This window comes from Chitinophaga sp. 22620 (assembly GCF_052044405.1).
In the GTDB taxonomy this organism is placed as follows: domain Bacteria; phylum Bacteroidota; class Bacteroidia; order Chitinophagales; family Chitinophagaceae; genus Chitinophaga.
The window spans coordinates 393022-409155 of record NZ_JBQEMV010000004.1 but is presented as its reverse complement, the minus strand read 5'-3'; the positions used below and the strand labels follow the sequence as shown (position 1 = coordinate 409155).

Below are 16134 nucleotides of genomic sequence, written 5' to 3'. Positions count from 1 at the left end.
AGGCTAAACGGCCTCCTCTTCGCTTTTAAATAGTATTCTGCCTTATTTATTTCACCCCGAACTGGTAGATCGTAGTTTGTGTATACTTCTCTCCCGGTTTCAGGATGGTGTTCGGGAACGTAGGCTGGTTGGGCGAATCAGGGAAGTGCTGGGCTTCCAGGCACAGGCCTGCATTTTTGCCGTAAACGGCTTTGTTCCGTGTGAACTGCAGCGAGCCGTCCAGGAAATTGCCGGTGTAGAACTGGATGCCGGGCTCGGAAGTGGAGACCGTCATGAGCCTGCCTGAAGCAGGATCGTATAACGTACCTACTTTCGCCAGGCCGCTTTCTTTGGCAAATACCCAGTTGTGGTCATAACCGCCTTTCACGGAGTCGATCCGGGCGCCGATGCGCGTAGGCGTGGTGAAGTCCATGGGCGTGCCTTTCACGGAGTCGATCCTTCCCAGCGGGATGAGCTGGTCATCTACGGGCGTGTAGCCCGGCGCGTCCAGCTGCAGCTCGTGATCCAGGATGGTCGGGCTTTTGCCGGCGGAAAGGTTGAAATAAGTGTGCTGGGTGAGGTTTACCGGCGTAGGCTTATCCGTAGTGGCCACGTATTCGATCTTCAGCGCGTTGTCGCTGGTGAGGGTGTAGATCACTTTGGCGTTCAGGTTGCCGGGGTAGCCTTCTTCCCCGTCTTTGCTCTGGTATTCAAGCAGCAGGCTGCTGTCTCCCGGGAGCGGCGTTACATTCCAAACCACTTTGTCGAACCCTTTCAGGCCGCCATGCAGCGCGTTGCCGTTGTTATTCACGGCAAGGTGATAAGTAGCAGTGTCGATCTTAAAGGTCGCTTTGGCGATGCGGTTGGCATAACGGCCCACCAGCGTGCCGAAGTACGGGTTGCCGGACTGGAGGTAGCCGGCCAGTGTGTCGTACGACAATACAACGTTACCGGGCGTACCATCCCGGTCCTGCGTGATGATATCCGTAATAACGCCGCCGTAATTCAGGATTTTTACCACCATCCCGTTGGCATTGGTGAGGGTGTACTGCACGATCTCCGTGCCTGAAAGATTGCCGTAAGGCTGTGATGTGAGCATAGTAGCGGTTTTCTTTTCCTCCGCCGCGTTGTTACAGGCTGAGAAAGCCAGCACTCCGCCAGCGGACAGGGCCATAAATGTGAAAAGCTTTTTCAACATGACGTGAAAATTTTTTAATGTGGGTGGATGTTGTTTTAAATATCCGGATTAAATCCCGAAAATTCCAGCTATTTTTCGGGAATGTTCTATAAATTGTCTGAGAGACATTTATTATAATTGATCCGCGTTAAACTGATACGACATTGAAAATTTCACAATATTCCGGCAAAAACAGGGTGCTGGTGGCTGTAGACTGCATCATATTTGGATTTGACGGCGTCGAAATGAAACTCCTGGTCATCAGGCGGAGCTTTGAGCCTGAAAAGGGCCGCTGGAGCCTGATGGGAGGCATTATCCGCCCCAACGAAACGCTCGATTTCGCCGCTGCCAGGGTATTAAAAGAATTGACTGGGCTGGAAAATGTATACATGGAGCAGTTGCACACTTTCGGGGAAGTGGAGCGGGACCCGGTGGAAAGAACGTTGTCTGTGGTGTATTTCAGCCTCATCGACGTCAACAAGTTCAAAAAGCAGATCAACCAGGATTATCATTCCGAATGGTTTCCCCTCAAAAAGCTTCCCTCCCTCATCTTCGATCATCGCGATATGGTGGAGCTGGCCAAGCAGAAACTCCGCTACAAAGCCGCCTTCCACCCTATTGTATTCGAAATGCTGCCGGAAAAATTCACCCTTCCCCAGCTGCAAAACCTCTATGAAGGCATATTTGACACGCTGATGGATAAACGGAACTTCTCGCGCAAAGTACTTTCCACAGGGCTGCTCATCAAACAAAAGGATAAGGAACGTTTAAGCTCCAAACGCGGTGCGTTCTATTACAAGCTGGATAAAAGGAAATACCAGACAAAGTTCAACGCTTTTCTCAATTTTATTCCGAATCCTACCAATCTCGGGTGACGGATGATCATCTTTTACAGTTCATAAAACCGCCAGCTGGTCTTGAAATCCTTCGTCAGTGGCTGCTTTAGCAATATTGCCCTTACCATTTCCACCGGCATGGCGTTTTCGGTGATGATCGCATCGTGAAACTCCTTGTAGCTCATCTTTCCACTCTCTACCAGCTCCTTTTTCAGCGCTTCAAACTGCAGCCCGCCGATCATGTAAGCCACCTGGTACAGCGGTCCGTAACCGCCGGTAAAGGAGCGCCTAACTTCGCCTTCGGCATTGGCCCGTTCAAAGTTCACGCGGTTCACCAGGAAATCGATGCATTGCTGCGGCGTCCATTTGTGGGTGTGGTAGCTTAGCGAAAAAATGATGCGGGCGCAGCGGTGCATCCGCCAGAACAGCATGCCGATGCGGTCTTCAGGGCTTTGCGGGAATTTCAGGTCCCACAGCAGCCGCTCCCAGTAAAGCGCCCAGCCTTCCGTCCAGAAAGGCGTGCCGAAGCGGCGGTAGGTACGGTAGCGGCTGTTCATGAATTGCTGCATGGCGTGGCCGGCCAGCAGCTCGTGGTGAACGGTGGCGCGGGAAAAGTGAGGGTTGTTGCCGCGCATGCTCATCATTTTGTCTTCATGCGCCATGGTATTGGTGGGGTAAGAAATAATGAACTCTTCCCCTCCGAGGAAGAACGGCGCCACCAGCTGCCTTTCCGGGCTCATCATGCTCATTCTCCAGGTCTCTTCCGCCAGTTCGGGAATAGTGATCAGCTGGTTCTTTTTTATGAATCCGAGGGATTCGTTGTATAATTTCATCATGGCTTCGGGCTGTTTGCCCACGGGCACATACGTGTTCTTCACCTTTTCCATGGCGGCTTTCCAATCGTCGCCAAAGCCCATTTCGCGGGAAGCCTTCAGCATTTCCACATCGCACCAGGCAAATTCCTTGTTGGCAATGGCAATCAGCTCGTCCGGCGTGTAGGCGATCATCTCTTCTTTTAATTGCCTGATCAGCTCTTCGTTCCCGATCGGGTTGCCAATGATGCCGCTGCCATCGTCCTTCTGGGAAACGGCATTTTTCCCTTTGCTTTGAAAGGCAGCCGCATAAATTTCCAACAGGCTGTCCAGCCGCTGGTAGGGCATTGGTATCCACCAGCTGAACAGGGGGTCGTAGCCATTATAAAAATCGTAAGCGCTTTTGAGGGAAGCCTGCAGCCCCCTTGCCACGCCCGCTGCACGGCGGCTGAGCGGCAGCGAAAGGGAACTGTCCTTTTGCAGGGCCGCTTTTTGGGCCAGCAGTTCTTTGGCAATGCTGTTCAGCTCGCCTGCCAGCTTTTCCGCGTCCGGGGCGGTACCGCGGCGGCGGTTGCGTTCTATGGCATAGATGCGCTCTGCAAACGGGAACCATTTTTCGACGGCCGCATATTCCTGTTTTTCTTCGTTCAGCCGGAACAGTTCGTCGTTCAGGTTACGGCGGAACAGGATGTAATCCACGCGGGAGCCGACAGGCAGCTTATCGAAGTTCAGCTGGCCGAGGCGCCGTAAGTAAGTATCCTGCAATACCTCCATCCTTTCGCGGCGCCCGGGCGTGTTGGGAATGGCATAGAAGCGGCCGAGCGTACCACGGTCTGCATTGTACTGCACCATGATGTTGTTCACTTCGCTGGATTGCCGGTAGAGGTCGGTATCGGGCGACTGTGCATAGGCGGCAGGCTGCAGCGCGATGAAACCGAGGCTGCAAAGAAGTTTTCTCATAAGTAAGTTTTAAAAACGTTCAGGTGCGAATGGCCGGATGTCCATACTCACCGGCTGCTCGTTGGCCAGCTCGCTCACCAGCCTGCCGGTTCCCGCGCCCAGGCTCAGGCCCAGCATGGAATGGCCGGTGGCCACGATACAATTTTCCAGGTGTTTTACCCTGCCGATGTACGGCAGGCCATCCGCCGAGCAGGGCCTGTAGCCAAACCACACCTGTTCGCGGGCGGGCATGGGAATATCGTAATCCGGCAGGAAATTTTTTACGGTGCGCAGGATGCCTTTCACACGGTTCATATTCGGCGGCGCGGTGAGCGAAGTGATCTCCATGGTGCCGCCAAAGCGGATCTTGTTGCCGTTCATGGGCGTTACGGCCACCCGCCCTTCCATCAGGATGGCGGGGTGGTTTATTTTGTACGGCCCGTCCTCGTAGGTAATGGAATACCCCCGCCCCGCCACCATGGGCAGGTTCACATGCAGGCGGGCGGCCATTTCCCGGCTCCAGGAGCCGGTGGCTACCACTACCAGGTCGGTTTCGTATATGCCTTTGCGTGTTTTTACTTTGGTGATCCTGCCGTTTGCCTGCTCCACGCCGGTCACTTCCTCGCCGGGCACCAGCTGCACGCCTTTGGAGGGCAGGTACTGACGCAGGTTATGCATCAGCTTGTTGGGGTACAGGTGCGCATCGCATTTAAAATATACGGCGCCCAGGATGTTGAGGCGGGTCTGCGGTTCCATGGCCTGCACCTGTTCCGCGCTGAGGTATTCCGTATCCAGACCAAGCTCCTGCGCCTTTTCGACGGTATGATGCGCATGCTCGGCGTTCTGTTGTGTCTGGAACATATCCAGCAGGCCTTTTTGTTCGTAGGCGAAATCGAAGCCAGGCAGCTGAAGCCATTCTTCATACATCCGTTTGCTCAGCACGGCAATATCTCGCAGGGGTATGGCGCTTCTTTCCACGTGCCTGGCGTTGGCGCTGCGGATGAATTTCATGCCCCAGTCTATCAGTTCCCTGCTCAGGCGGGGTTTGATGTAGAATGGGCTTTCAGCGTCCAGCATCCACTTAAAGCCCTGCCTGACAATGCCGGGCGTGGCCATTGGCACAAAATGGCTGGGACAAACGTACCCGGCATTGCCATAGGAACAGTTGTCCGAGAAATCCCCCTTATCCAGCACCGTTACCTCCCAGCCGCTCTGCCGGAGGTAAAGCGCGCTGGACAAGCCGATGATGCCGCCGCCGATGATTACACATTTCATCCTGTCTGTATTTAGCTTTTTGGTTGATCACAATACCTGGAAACCGTATGCATAGGGATCGTCTTCCGGGTCTATACTGATGGTGTTGTATCCGTAAACCCTTGCCCAGCCTTCAATACCGGGCCTGATGGCAGGTTTCCCCGCAACGGTCGTTTCTTCTTCTATCGTGCCGGTGAACCGCGAGCCGATGATGCTCTCGTGGAGGAAAGACTCTCCTTTCTTCAGTTTCCCTTTAGTATACCATTGTGCCATGCGCGCGGAAGTGCCGGTGCCGCAGGGCGAACGGTCTATTGCCTTATCCCCGTAAAACACCGCGTTGCGGGCGGTGGAAGCCGGGTCCAGCACGGCGCCCGTCCACATGATATGCGAGCAGCCTTTGATGGTAGCGTCGTGCGGGTGGGTGAAAGTGTACTTTTCGTTTATCCGGCTCCGTAATTCGCGCGCCCATGATATAAGCTTGTCCGCCGGGTAATGTTCCAGCCCCGCAAAATTTGCCTGCACATCCACGATCGCGTAAAAGTTGCCGCCGTAGGCCACATCGAAGGTAAGCGCTCCCAGCTCCGGGCATTCCACGGTAAGGTCCGCAGCTTCCAGCCAGGAGGGCACATTGGTGAGCTTTACCGTTTTTACTTTATTGCCGATGGTGCTGTATTTGATGTCCACCAGCCCTGCCGGGGCTTCCATCTTCACGGTGCCGTGCGTTTTGGGCAGCAGCAGCCCTTCTTCTATGGCGATGGTGATGGTGCCGATGGTGCCGTGCCCGCACATGGGCAGGCAGCCGCTGGTTTCGATGAACAGCACGGCCACATCGTTGTCCGGATTATGCGGCGGGTAAAGGATGCTGCCGCTCATCATATCGTGGCCGCGCGGTTCGAACATGAGGCCTTTGCGTATCCAGTCGAATTCTTCGAGGAAGTGAGCGCGTTTTTCGCTCATGTTATTCCCTTTCAGGGAAGGGCCGCCGCCCGCCACCAGGCGCACGGGATTGCCGCAGGTGTGGGCGTCTATACAAAAGAAGGTCTTTTTGGTGGCCTGTTTCATCAATACAAAATAAGAAAATTAACAAGATATCATGTATTTGTCCATTCATTGTTCACTGTGCGCCAGATGCGCAGCGGGTTGGCGTTTTGCAGGGCTTCGGGCAGCAGCTGGTCCGGGAAGTTCTGGTAACAAACTGGCCGTACCCAGCGCTGGATGGCGGATGTGCCCACGGAAGTAAAACGCGGATCGGATGTGGCCGGGAAAGGGCCGCCATGCACCATGCCGGCGCATACTTCCACGCCGGTGGGCACTTCGTTGATGATAACCCTCCCGGCAATACGCGTGCAGTTTTCCAGCAGGTCCGCATGCTGATGAAGATCTTCTCCAGTTGCCATGAGGGTGGCGGTGAGCTGTCCCTGCACGCTGTTCAGCACCTGCTGCATTTCTTCTGCGTCATGGCATTGCACGATCAGCGAGTAAGGGCCGAATATTTCTTCGCGAAGCAAAGTATCTTCCATGAAGTCTTTCGCTTCCACCGTTTGTATCATGGCTACATTCTCCACCACGGGGCGTACAGCGTCAAGAACGGCCACAGCGGCCGTGCGCGTTTCGTAGTTGCGCGTGATCCCTTCGTGCAGCATGGGCTGCGGTGCAAATTTCCTGATCTCGTCTGCAAGGCTGTCTTTAAACAATTCCAGCCCCTCTCCTTCCACCGCAATGATCAAACCGGGATTCGTGCAGAACTGGCCCATGCCGAGCGTAATGGAGGCCGCCAGCTTGCGGGCAAGCCCGGGCGCGTCTTCTTTCAGCTTACCGGGAAGCAATAAAACAGGATTGATGCTGCTCATTTCCGCGAACACCGGCACGGGGGCGGCTCTTTCGGACGCGTAACGCATCAGCGCGGTGCCGCCGCTGAGCGAACCTGTGAAGCCCACTGCAGCCGTGAGCGGGTGCGTCACCAGTTCTTTCCCGGTTTCGTTCCCCGGCGTTGTTACATGTTGTATGGTATGTGGAGGCAGGCCGCAGGTTTTCACGGCTTCCTGCATGGCCTCGAAAATAAGCGCTGAAGTGCGCGGATGCCCGAAATGCGCGCGCACCACTACCGTGCAGCCGGCCGCCAGTGCGCTCGCAGTGTCTCCCCCAGCGGTGGAAAAGGCGTATGGAAAATTGGACGCGCCGAATACCACCACCGGTCCCAGGGGAACGGACATTTTACGGGTATCGGGCTTGGGCGGCGTGCGCTGGGCATCGGCCGTATCTATCACTGCCGATACCCAGCTGCCTTCCCGCAGCAGGCCGGCAAACATCTTCAGCTGGCCGGTCGTGCGGGTAAGCTCTCCGTTCAGGCGCGCCGCGGGCAGGTTCGTTTCTTCATGAGTGATCGTTGTAAGCGCTTCACGCCGGGCTTCTATGGCGGCGGCAATTGTTTCCAGGAATACGGCACGCTGTGCGGCACTGGCTTTCCCATACGCTGCAAAGGCTTCGCCGGATTGCTGCATGACCTGGTGTATGTTCATAGTTCGTTTTTGTATGACTTAAGACTGTATCCGTTTCAACCGCTTCATTTCCTCGCTTAATGCCGGGTTCGAGGAAGGTACGGCATATTTGCTGAGGTCAGGGCGGGTGCTCAGCGCCTGCTCGATCGTTTGAGAAATCCGCTTCCTTTCTTCTCCCTCCAGCAAAAGCCTCGGCGCGCGCACATGCTCGGAACCCAGGCCGGTGTAGGCTTCCGCCAGCTTGATGTATTGCACCAGCTTGGGATGGATGTCCAGCTCCAGCAACGGCATGAACCAGCGGTAGAGTTCCAGCGCCTCTTTGATCTGGCCGGCTTTGATGAGGTTGTACAGCACCACCGTTTCTGCCGGGAAGGCGCAAACCAGTCCCGCTACGAGGCCATCAGCGCCGGTTACCAGCTCTTCCAGCGTCAGCGTGTCCACACCGCACAAAATGCTGAAGCGGTTACCGAAGCGGTTGCGCATGCGGATCACATTCGTGACGTCGCGCGTGGATTCCTTTACCGCCCTGATGTTTTCGCAGGCCGCCAGCTCTTCGAACATGGCGGGCGTGATCTCGATCTTATAATCCACCGGGTTGTTGTACAGCATCACAGGCAGGCTTGTTGAATCGGCCACCGTGCGGAAGTACTGCACCGTCTCCCGTTCGTCCGACTTATACCGCATGGGCGGCAGCAGCATCAGCCCTTCCGCTCCCCATTGTTCCGCCAGCGCCGTCTGTTTCACCGCTTCGCGGGTAGCGCCTTCAGCGATGTTCAATACCACCGGTATTTTGCCTTCAAGCCGCTGCACCGCAAATTGCACCAGCGCTGCTTTTTCTTCCAGGGCCAGCGTGCTGGCCTCGCCGAGCGAACCGCCGATGATAACGCCTGCCACGCCTGCGGCCAGCTGTGCGTCGAGATTTTTGCCGAACAGGTCCAGGTCCAGTTCATCCTTTGCGGTGAACTTGGTAGTGAGTGCGGGGAATACCCCTTTCCATTGTATGGCCATGGGAACTTTTTTTTTCAAAAGTAACAGGAAGCGCCGCGGCTCCCGCTACGTTTATTGATCAATATTCCTCACTTTTTAACCAGCGGATAAATTACCATTCACATAACGGTTAAATTTTGCATAATTTAAGGGCATGAAAGTTCTGCAGTTCACCATACCCGTAGCGCCGGACAAGAACATTATCGTGCAAAAGGAGCGGCTGCCCTATTTCTACCCCTACCTGCACCGCCACAGCGAAATACAGCTCACCTGGATACAGCAGGGCAGCGGCACGCTCGTTGCGGACAACAGCATGCATGCCTTCCGCCCCGGCGAGATCTACTGGCTGGCGGGCAACCAGCCGCATGTGTTCCGCAGCGACAAAGAGAAAGGCGCGTCCGCGGAATCTTTCACCCTTTTCTTCGACCCCAACGGCAAGCTCGCGCCGGTGTTTGAACTGGCAGAACTTAAGCCTATACAGGCTTTCATCGATAAATTCCCCCGCGGCTTCAAAGTGCCGGAACGCGCCGTGCCCACTGTGGCCAGCCTCATGCAGGAGCTGGACAGATCGAAGGGCGCGCTGCAATTCACCGCGTTCATCCACCTGCTGCATCATCTTCGCGGCATTGCGGATCCGGAACCGCTCGTAAGCGGTGCAATGCCCACGGCTGTTAACGAACAGGAAGGCCTGCGCATCGGCGCCATCTACGATTATATCATGAAACATTACGAGACAGACATCCCGCTGGACGACATCGCCCGCCACGCCAACATGACGCCGCAGGCATTCTGCCGTTATTTCAAGAAACATACGCGGCTCACTTTCGTGGAATTCCTGCATGAAGTGCGTGTGCACGAAGCCAGCAAGCTGCTGGCGGCCGGGACGGAAGAAAGTATCGCCGCTATCGCCTACCGCTGTGGCTTCAACAGCATCGCTACTTTCAACAGGGTGTTCAAAACCGTGACGGGCCTGGCGCCGAGGGAGTTTGCGCGGGAGATGGAGGAATAAAAAAAGAGCGTCCCAAATGGAACGCCCTCTTTCCTTTTTTATAAAAAACCTATTGTACGCTCAGTTGTTTGGATTCGGTCTTCTTTTCCACGCCAATTACGCCGGTGTTGCCGCCGCCTTTCAGCGTCAGTTCCACGGGGGCGTTGGTTTTCCAGGCGCCGCGGGTAAAGTCCGGGATGTCTACACTGGAAGAACGTTTGGAGATGGATTTTTCACTCAGCGGAACGATAGCGCTCCATGCCGCGCCGTCGTACACGTCCTGGTCCAGCGGGAGACCGTTGCGCAGGCAGTCTATCAGGCGCCAGTCCATCATAAAGTCCATACCGCCGTGGCCGCCCACCTGCTTGGCCAGCTCACCTATTTTGCGGATGATCTCGGGCGTGTATTCATCGTATAATTTCTTCAGCTCTTCAGGCTTGATCCAGCCGTGGCCGAACGCGATGCGCTCAGGGCTGGGGTATTTGGACGCGATGCCTTTGGTGCCGCTCACGAGGTGGATGCGGGAATAAGGGCGCGGCGTGGTAACGTCGTGCTGTATCATGAGGGTTTTGCCCTTGGCGGTGCGGATGGTGGTAGTGTTCATATTGCCGCGGTAGGGCTTGCCCACGAACTCGTTGTAGAAGGGATCGGAAGCGGCTTTTTCCTTCGCCATATCGCCCATCATAAAATCGTTGCTGGCCATGGATACGAGGTAATCCATTTTATCGCCGCGGTTGATATTCATGCACTGCGCAATGGGACCGAGGCCGTGCGTGGGATAGAGGTTGGCGTTGTGCGCTGCGTTCTGGCGGAGCCTCCACATGTTCTGGTAACCTTTCTTCGAGAAGTTCAGGTCACGCAGGTCGTGGATGTACGCGCCTTCGGCATGCACCAGCTCGCCGAACATGCCCTGGCGGGCCATGTTGAGGGTGAGCAGCTCAAAGAAATCATAGCAGCAGTTCTCCAGCATCATACAATGCTTTTTGGTGCGCTCTGATGCTTCCACCAGTTTCCAGCAATCTTCCAGCGTAAGCGCAATGGGCACTTCGGAGGCGGCGTGGCAGCCGTGTTCCATGGCATAAAGGGCCATGGGCGTGTGCAGGTGCCAGGGCGTGGTGATGTACACCAGGTCCAGCTTTTCCTTATCGATCATTTCCTTCCAGCCGTTTTCGCCGGAATACTCTTTAGCGGCGGGGCGGCCCGCTTTCACCACGGTGGCATTGGATTTTGACGCGCGCTCAGGGAGAAGGTCGCAGAGGGCAACGATCTCCACCCCGTCTATGAACGACATGCGCTGAACGGCGCCCGGCCCGCGCATACCCTGGCCGATGAAGCCGATACGCACTTTGTCGATCTTGGGGGCGGCATAACCGCTCATGTTGAAACGCTGCTGCTTGTTGGATTGTTCCAATGCTGCTTTAAGCTCGCGGTCGCTGGGCGCCGTGGGTTCGGTGGCAAAGGAAGGGATGCCCATTGCAAGGGCTCCGGAACCTACCGCCAGCTGGCGGAGGAAATTGCGTCGAGTAGCACTCATAATTTGTTGGTTGAGTTGTGGACTATGAAGTGGTTAAAATAGTAAAGTTTTGGGCTTTATTCATCATTTTTTGATGAACGTACGGATTCAGGTACAAAATTGCTAAATCAAGCGGGACGGGCATCTGCGCAAACGGTTGCGCAGATTTATTGCGTAAAAAAAATTCGTCATTGCGAGGAGCTGCGCGGAGATCTTGTGCGGGAGGCGCTGCTGCTCCTCGCAATGACAGGTCACGAAAATACCAGTTTCTCCCCTGCTGCCAGTTCATAAGGATCTTTACCGGGCAGGAAGATGCGCGCGCTGTGAGCGCCTTCGAGGGTTATTTCTTCCCCGTTCACCGCTATCCAGTTGCCTTCGCGCAGGCCTACCACCGGCGTATTGTTCTGCGTATGAAATTCCCTGATGCGGGTTTCCCTCGTTTCGCCCATATGTTCCAGGCCGGGCAGGGGGTCCAGGTAATGGGGATTGAGGTTGAAAGGCACGAGGCCCATGGTTCTGAAGCTGGACGGGTAAACGATGGGCATATCGTTGGTGGTTTGCATGCTCACCCCGCCGATGTTGCTGCCCGCGCTGCAACCGAGGTAAGGCTTGCCGCCGTTCACAGCCGCGGCGAGCGCATCCATGAGCCCCAGGTCGTGCAGCTGCTTCACCAGCAGGAACGTGTTGCCGCCGCCGGTAAAGAACGCCTGCGCGGTGCGGATGCCCTGCAACGGCTCGTCGAAAGTATGCAGCCCTTTTACGCGAATACCTTTCGTTTCAAACACGCCCGCGGCACGGCGGGTATAATCGTCATGGCTGATGCCGCCGGGGCGGGCATATGAGATAAAAACAATTTCGCTGATGCCGGCGAAAAGCTCCGCCATTACAGGCTCCAGGTATTCCAGGTATTGACCGTCGTACAGTGTGGATGTGCTGGCCAGTATGATCTTCTTTTGCATAGGCCAAAATTAAAGAAACTCTCCTTTTAAGGGGAGAGTTTCTGATCCACGTGTTACATCCCGGTTTCGAATGGCAGGGTTGATAAACATGGTTCCGTGGGGTTACGCTATATGAGGTAGCAACACTAAATAAACAACTCGTCATTTCCTTTTTCCGCCGCCAGCACAGCTTTTTCGAAGCGGGTAAAAAGAAGAGGTACAGGGATTTCGGACTTGCTTTCCAGCCGTTGCCGGATGGCCTGCTCCGCGAGCAGCGACACTCTGAATACCGGAACGCCCACCACCAGCACCGCCTGCTCCAGCGGATGGTACCAGCGGTACTCCAAAGGCCATTCCCGGAACCGTTCGGCGGCTACCTTAAAAAGATAAGCCCCTGCATGAACGGCCAGCCACTGCTTCCTGTCGTTGAGCAATGCGCTGTTCCGGGCTTCGGACAGCACCACGTCCAGTATTCCCAAGCTGCCCTGTTTACCATCAAGCCTGCGTCCAAATCTTTCTTCATAGAAGGCAACGAACGCTTCCGCCTGCCGGTTCACCTGGAGGGTTTGTTCGATGAAAGGCCGTTGTGTTTGCCGGAAAAAGCGGGAAAAGTGCATGCCTTCCGTTTGAATGATCAATATAACATGCTTAACAGCTCTCCTTTCTGGTTATAGGTCAGCGTAAAATCAGTTCCCCCGTTTTTCGGTTCCACATATACGGTGATCTTTAACCCGTCTTCAGGATCGTTGATGCGGCTGGGCATGGAGATAGATACCGTGTTGGCAACCAGGTCCGTCATCTTTTTTTCTTTCCCCACCTTTTCGATGGAAGCTTTTACCAGGTCAGGGATCTTTTTCAGGTCCTGCACCTGCGCCAGGGTGAACATAAAGTCTTTGGGCTTCGCGTCTCCGTCTATTTCCAGGGTCACCTCGGCTTTGTCCTGCCAGATGCCTTTTTGTTTCATTCTTTCCATCAGCTTGTTGGAATTGATGTCTCCCGTGCCCGTAGCCACGGTGCTGGTGCCGATCCCATCGTGGTAGCTCATGTTGATGCTGGTGTAGCCTGCATTTTCCCCGAATTTGTCTTTGAGTTCGCCAACGAGGGATGCGAGGTCATCGGCATTGTCGAAGGCGCGGCCGCCGCCGCCGAAATACTGGCAGGATGCCAGGAGCAGTGCTGCAAATGCTGCAACGCAAAGTTTTTTCATGTTTCCGGTTTTTAAAGGTTGTTCTTCAGGAGCGTATTCATTGCGGCACAAACATAATGGGAATACGGGGCGGGAAACGGCGGGAATACAAAAGCGCCCGGAGTTGTTTTAAATCCGGGCGCTTTTTACACAAATCCGCTTCCCAGCAAAAACCGTCATTGCGAGGAGCTGCAGGGAATTCTATGCAGCAGGAAGCGCGACGAAGCAATCTCCAAATATTGGGGATATCAATCCAATGCAGGAGATTGCTTCGTCGCCCCTCACGCTTTGGCCCTGCTGCTTCTCGCAATGACGTAAGCGGATAATTATTTTATTATGGATTGTCACGGCGGAAAGGGATATCCAGCTCCACGCGGATGCCTTCGCCATTCTCGGTCTTTTTGTCGATGATACGGAGGCTGGCCGGGCGTTTGGTCTGTTTGCTGAGCATGCTCAGCCTTTCCTGGGTGATGACGGTGGACAGGGAGGTCTTTTCTTCCTGTTTTTCGGGCTGAAGGCCGCGGCCATTGTCCTCGATCACACAATGCAGCACATGCGGGCCTCTTTCGATGCGGATGCTGATCACGCCTTTGCGTTCCAGCCGGCGCATGCCGTGCAGGATGGCGTTTTCAACGAAAGGCTGCAGTAACATGGGCGGTATCAGCAGCCCGTCTTCTTCGTATTGTTCGTATATGTCAAGACTGTATTCGAAGGAACCTTCAAAGCGCATGAGCTGCAGGCTGAGATAACTTTCCAGCGCGGTCACTTCATCTTTCAGCGGCACGAAGCTCTCACGGGCGTTTTCGAGGCTGATGCGCACCAGCTTGGCGAATTTATTGAGGTAGCGGATGGATTTTTCCCGCTCGTCGTTCCGGATAAAACTCTGCAGCACGCTGAGGGTGTTGAAAATGAAATGGGGCTCCATCTGGCTGCGCAGCAAACGCTGCCGCAGCGAGGTTTCCCGCAGCTGCTGCTCCAGCTTGCGCCTGCGGTACAGCAGGAACCCGATAGCCGCTATCAGTACCAGGCCCAGCACCATGCTGGCAATGATCACCTGCTGCTGCTGCCTGATCTTCCGGTTCACCTTGTTCTCGAATGCAAGCCGTTCTATCTCTTCATCCTTTGCTTTCACTGCGTATTGCGTTTCCAGTTCACGGGCCTGCACGGCGATGGAAGAATCCACTTCCGTTCCGAACGCGTCATAAGCGGAATCCATGAAGGTATAGGCGTCCCGGTACTGCCCGCGCGCGGCCTGGTTCTGCGCTCTTTTGCGCCAAACGGAGGTAATGGTAGCCTGATCTCCTGCTTCCTTCGCCATGGCGTAAGCGGTATCAAGATAAGCGGCTGCTTCGTTGTAGCGGCCCAGCAGGTAATAGGTATCGGCTATGCCGAATACGGACTGCCCGTCCAGCGTGCCCAGCTCTTTATTCAGCGCCAGGGCCTTCAGCTGGTACGGCAGGCCCTCGGCCGATTTGTTCTGCTTGCCCAGCAGGATGCCGAGGTTCTCATATTTCACCGCGTCGAAATAAGGATTGGAGAACAGCGTATCGTTCAGCATGGCCTTAAAAAAACTGATCGCCGAGTCCGGCTGGTTCTGGTCGTTGTAATATTTGGCGATGTTGTTGGCGAACACGGTCTTCAGTTTCGGTTGCTGCGTACGTTCGAAACCTTCGAAAAGATATTTGCGGATGGCGGCTTCGTCGCCTATTTCCATATAGATCTCCGAGAGGCGGAGGCAGATGATGGGCAGGCCGTTCGTATCGGATTTCTGGGCGAGATAATAGGCTTCACGGGCGTAGTGCAGGGCGCTGTCGTACCGGTGCTGCTCCTTCAGCAGGTCCGCCAGCTGTATTTTGGCCGCGATGATGTGTTTGCCGGTGCTGTCCTTTTCCCTGGCCAGCTGCATGGATTCATTGAGGAAGGCCCTGGCGCTGTCGTATTTTTCCTCCATAATGTACTGCACACCCCTGAAACGCAGGTAGGAACAGGTAAGCCCCACGTTGTTGAGCTTCTGAACGATGGGATAAAGACTGTCCAGCACACGGCCCGCCTCCGCGGGGCGGCGGTCATGGAAATAAGGATTGACGTCCGACTTCATGAAGGCCAGGATGGAATCGGCGCTGCCGGGGTCGCGAACGGCCCGCGGCTGCGTGCAGGCAGCCATGGCCAGCAACATCACCGCCAGCGCATAGCGGGCTGCCGCACAGGCAAAGTATTTCAGGAGGGATGAGTTCAGGCGCATAACGTGTTGTATTTTTTTACCGGTTGCCGGTGAGGTATTCAACCACATAGTCTTTCCGGCGGGTAGACACCGGTATTTCAGCATTGTTGCGGAGAATGAGGTACCCGTCTTTATGATAACGGTCAATAAAACGGTGGTTCACGAGGTACGACTGGTGGGGCCTGATGAACCAGGTTTCCGGCAGCAGCTCTTCATATTCCTTGATGGATTTGGATACCACGATCTTTCGCCCGTCTGCCAGGAAAAATGTCGTATACCCGGCATCGCTCTGGCAGTAGATGATCTCTTCAAAGGCCACAACCTGCAAATACTGCTGTGAGCGCAGCACGATGCGGTTCTGGAGGCCGCCCTGCTTCAGCTGCTGCTGCGCGAGCGAAAGCTGTTCCGGCGCGGCGGGCCTGCTGGTGGTTACACGGGCCAGCGCCTGTTGCAGCTCTTCTTCGTCCACCGGCTTCAGCAGGTAATCCAGTGCGCCGAACTTGATGGCTTTGATGGCATAATCCTGGTGGGCGGTGATGAAGATCACTTTGCAGCCTGCCGCCGCGGGCTCCCGCAGGATGTCGAAGCCGGTGCCGTCTCCCAGGGAGATGTCCAGCAGCAGAAGGTCCGGTTCGGTAGCGGGAATAATGGTGCGGGCTTCCTGTACGCTGCCGCAGGTGCCGGCAACGATAAAGCCGGGCTGCTGCTGTACAAGCGTCTGAAGGTCTTTCCGGATGGCGGGTTCATCGTCAATGATCACCACCCTCGTTACGGGAGATGGTCCGTTTTTCATACCGCTAAAGTAT

At 55.3% G+C, this 16134-nt stretch carries 14 protein-coding genes; 2 read left to right on the top strand and 12 right to left on the bottom strand.

Going from position 1 to position 16134, the window contains the following annotated elements:
- Positions 1 to 46: 46 nt before the first annotated feature.
- A complete protein-coding gene (locus tag ACTJIK_RS21010; RefSeq protein ID WP_440649503.1) occupies positions 47 to 1177 on the bottom strand; it encodes an aldose epimerase family protein in 1131 nt (376 codons plus the stop codon).
- A 143-nt stretch (positions 1178 to 1320) separates the two neighbouring features.
- Here ACTJIK_RS21010 and ACTJIK_RS21005 point away from each other — a divergent pair, with 143 nt between their 5' ends.
- Positions 1321 to 2031: an NUDIX hydrolase gene (locus ACTJIK_RS21005; protein WP_440649502.1), complete on the top strand. Its 711-nt coding sequence runs from the start codon at positions 1321 to 1323 to the stop codon at positions 2029 to 2031.
- Between the two features lie 14 nt (positions 2032 to 2045).
- Here the strand turns inward: ACTJIK_RS21005 and ACTJIK_RS21000 are convergent, their stop codons facing one another.
- Genes ACTJIK_RS21000 through ACTJIK_RS20980 form a run of 5 tightly spaced genes read right to left on the bottom strand, consistent with a single transcriptional unit; the run spans position 2046 to position 8503 of the window.
- On the bottom strand, positions 2046 to 3764 hold the full coding sequence (locus tag ACTJIK_RS21000; protein ID WP_440649501.1) for a DUF885 family protein: 1719 nt from the start codon (positions 3762 to 3764) through the stop codon (positions 2046 to 2048).
- Between the two features lie 9 nt (positions 3765 to 3773).
- Positions 3774 to 5018, bottom strand: a complete 1245-nt coding sequence (locus ACTJIK_RS20995; RefSeq protein ID WP_440649500.1) for an NAD(P)/FAD-dependent oxidoreductase — start codon at positions 5016 to 5018, stop codon at positions 3774 to 3776.
- A gap of 27 nt (positions 5019 to 5045) precedes the next feature.
- Positions 5046 to 6059, bottom strand: coding sequence for a 4-hydroxyproline epimerase (locus tag ACTJIK_RS20990; protein WP_440649499.1), 1014 nt, complete (start codon positions 6057 to 6059; stop codon positions 5046 to 5048).
- Positions 6060 to 6088: 29 nt separating this feature from the next.
- On the bottom strand, positions 6089 to 7516 hold the full coding sequence (locus ACTJIK_RS20985; RefSeq protein WP_440649498.1) for an aldehyde dehydrogenase (NADP(+)): 1428 nt from the start codon (positions 7514 to 7516) through the stop codon (positions 6089 to 6091).
- 18 nt (positions 7517 to 7534) lie between these two features.
- Complete coding sequence (locus tag ACTJIK_RS20980) at positions 7535 to 8503, bottom strand: dihydrodipicolinate synthase family protein (protein WP_440649497.1); 969 nt, start codon at positions 8501 to 8503, stop codon at positions 7535 to 7537.
- A 133-nt stretch (positions 8504 to 8636) separates the two neighbouring features.
- Between ACTJIK_RS20980 and ACTJIK_RS20975 the strand changes: the two genes are divergently transcribed.
- A complete protein-coding gene (locus ACTJIK_RS20975; protein ID WP_440649496.1) occupies positions 8637 to 9491 on the top strand; it encodes an AraC family transcriptional regulator in 855 nt (284 codons plus the stop codon).
- A 49-nt stretch (positions 9492 to 9540) separates the two neighbouring features.
- Here ACTJIK_RS20975 and ACTJIK_RS20970 read toward each other — a convergent pair whose 3' ends face one another.
- The 6 genes from ACTJIK_RS20970 to ACTJIK_RS20945 form a co-directional block, all read right to left on the bottom strand.
- Positions 9541 to 11004: a Gfo/Idh/MocA family protein gene (locus ACTJIK_RS20970; RefSeq protein ID WP_440649495.1), complete on the bottom strand. Its 1464-nt coding sequence runs from the start codon at positions 11002 to 11004 to the stop codon at positions 9541 to 9543.
- Positions 11005 to 11234: 230 nt separating this feature from the next.
- Positions 11235 to 11942 (bottom strand): dipeptidase PepE, encoded by a 708-nt coding sequence (gene pepE / locus ACTJIK_RS20965; RefSeq protein ID WP_440649494.1) that lies wholly within the window; start codon positions 11940 to 11942, stop codon positions 11235 to 11237.
- A 125-nt stretch (positions 11943 to 12067) separates the two neighbouring features.
- Entirely contained in the window at positions 12068 to 12559 is a 492-nt protein-coding gene (locus tag ACTJIK_RS20960; protein WP_440649493.1) for a hypothetical protein, read from the bottom strand.
- Positions 12556 to 13128 carry a hypothetical protein gene (locus tag ACTJIK_RS20955; RefSeq protein ID WP_440649492.1) on the bottom strand — a complete coding sequence of 191 codons (573 nt, stop codon included), beginning with the start codon at positions 13126 to 13128 and terminating at the stop codon, positions 12556 to 12558. Before ACTJIK_RS20955 ends, ACTJIK_RS20960 begins: the two co-directional genes overlap by 4 nt.
- 313 nt (positions 13129 to 13441) lie before the next feature.
- Positions 13442 to 15349, bottom strand: coding sequence for a tetratricopeptide repeat-containing sensor histidine kinase (locus tag ACTJIK_RS20950; RefSeq protein ID WP_440649491.1), 1908 nt, complete (start codon positions 15347 to 15349; stop codon positions 13442 to 13444).
- 16 nt (positions 15350 to 15365) lie between these two features.
- A complete protein-coding gene (locus tag ACTJIK_RS20945; protein ID WP_440649490.1) occupies positions 15366 to 16121 on the bottom strand; it encodes a LytR/AlgR family response regulator transcription factor in 756 nt (251 codons plus the stop codon).
- Positions 16122 to 16134: the final 13 nt, after the last annotated feature.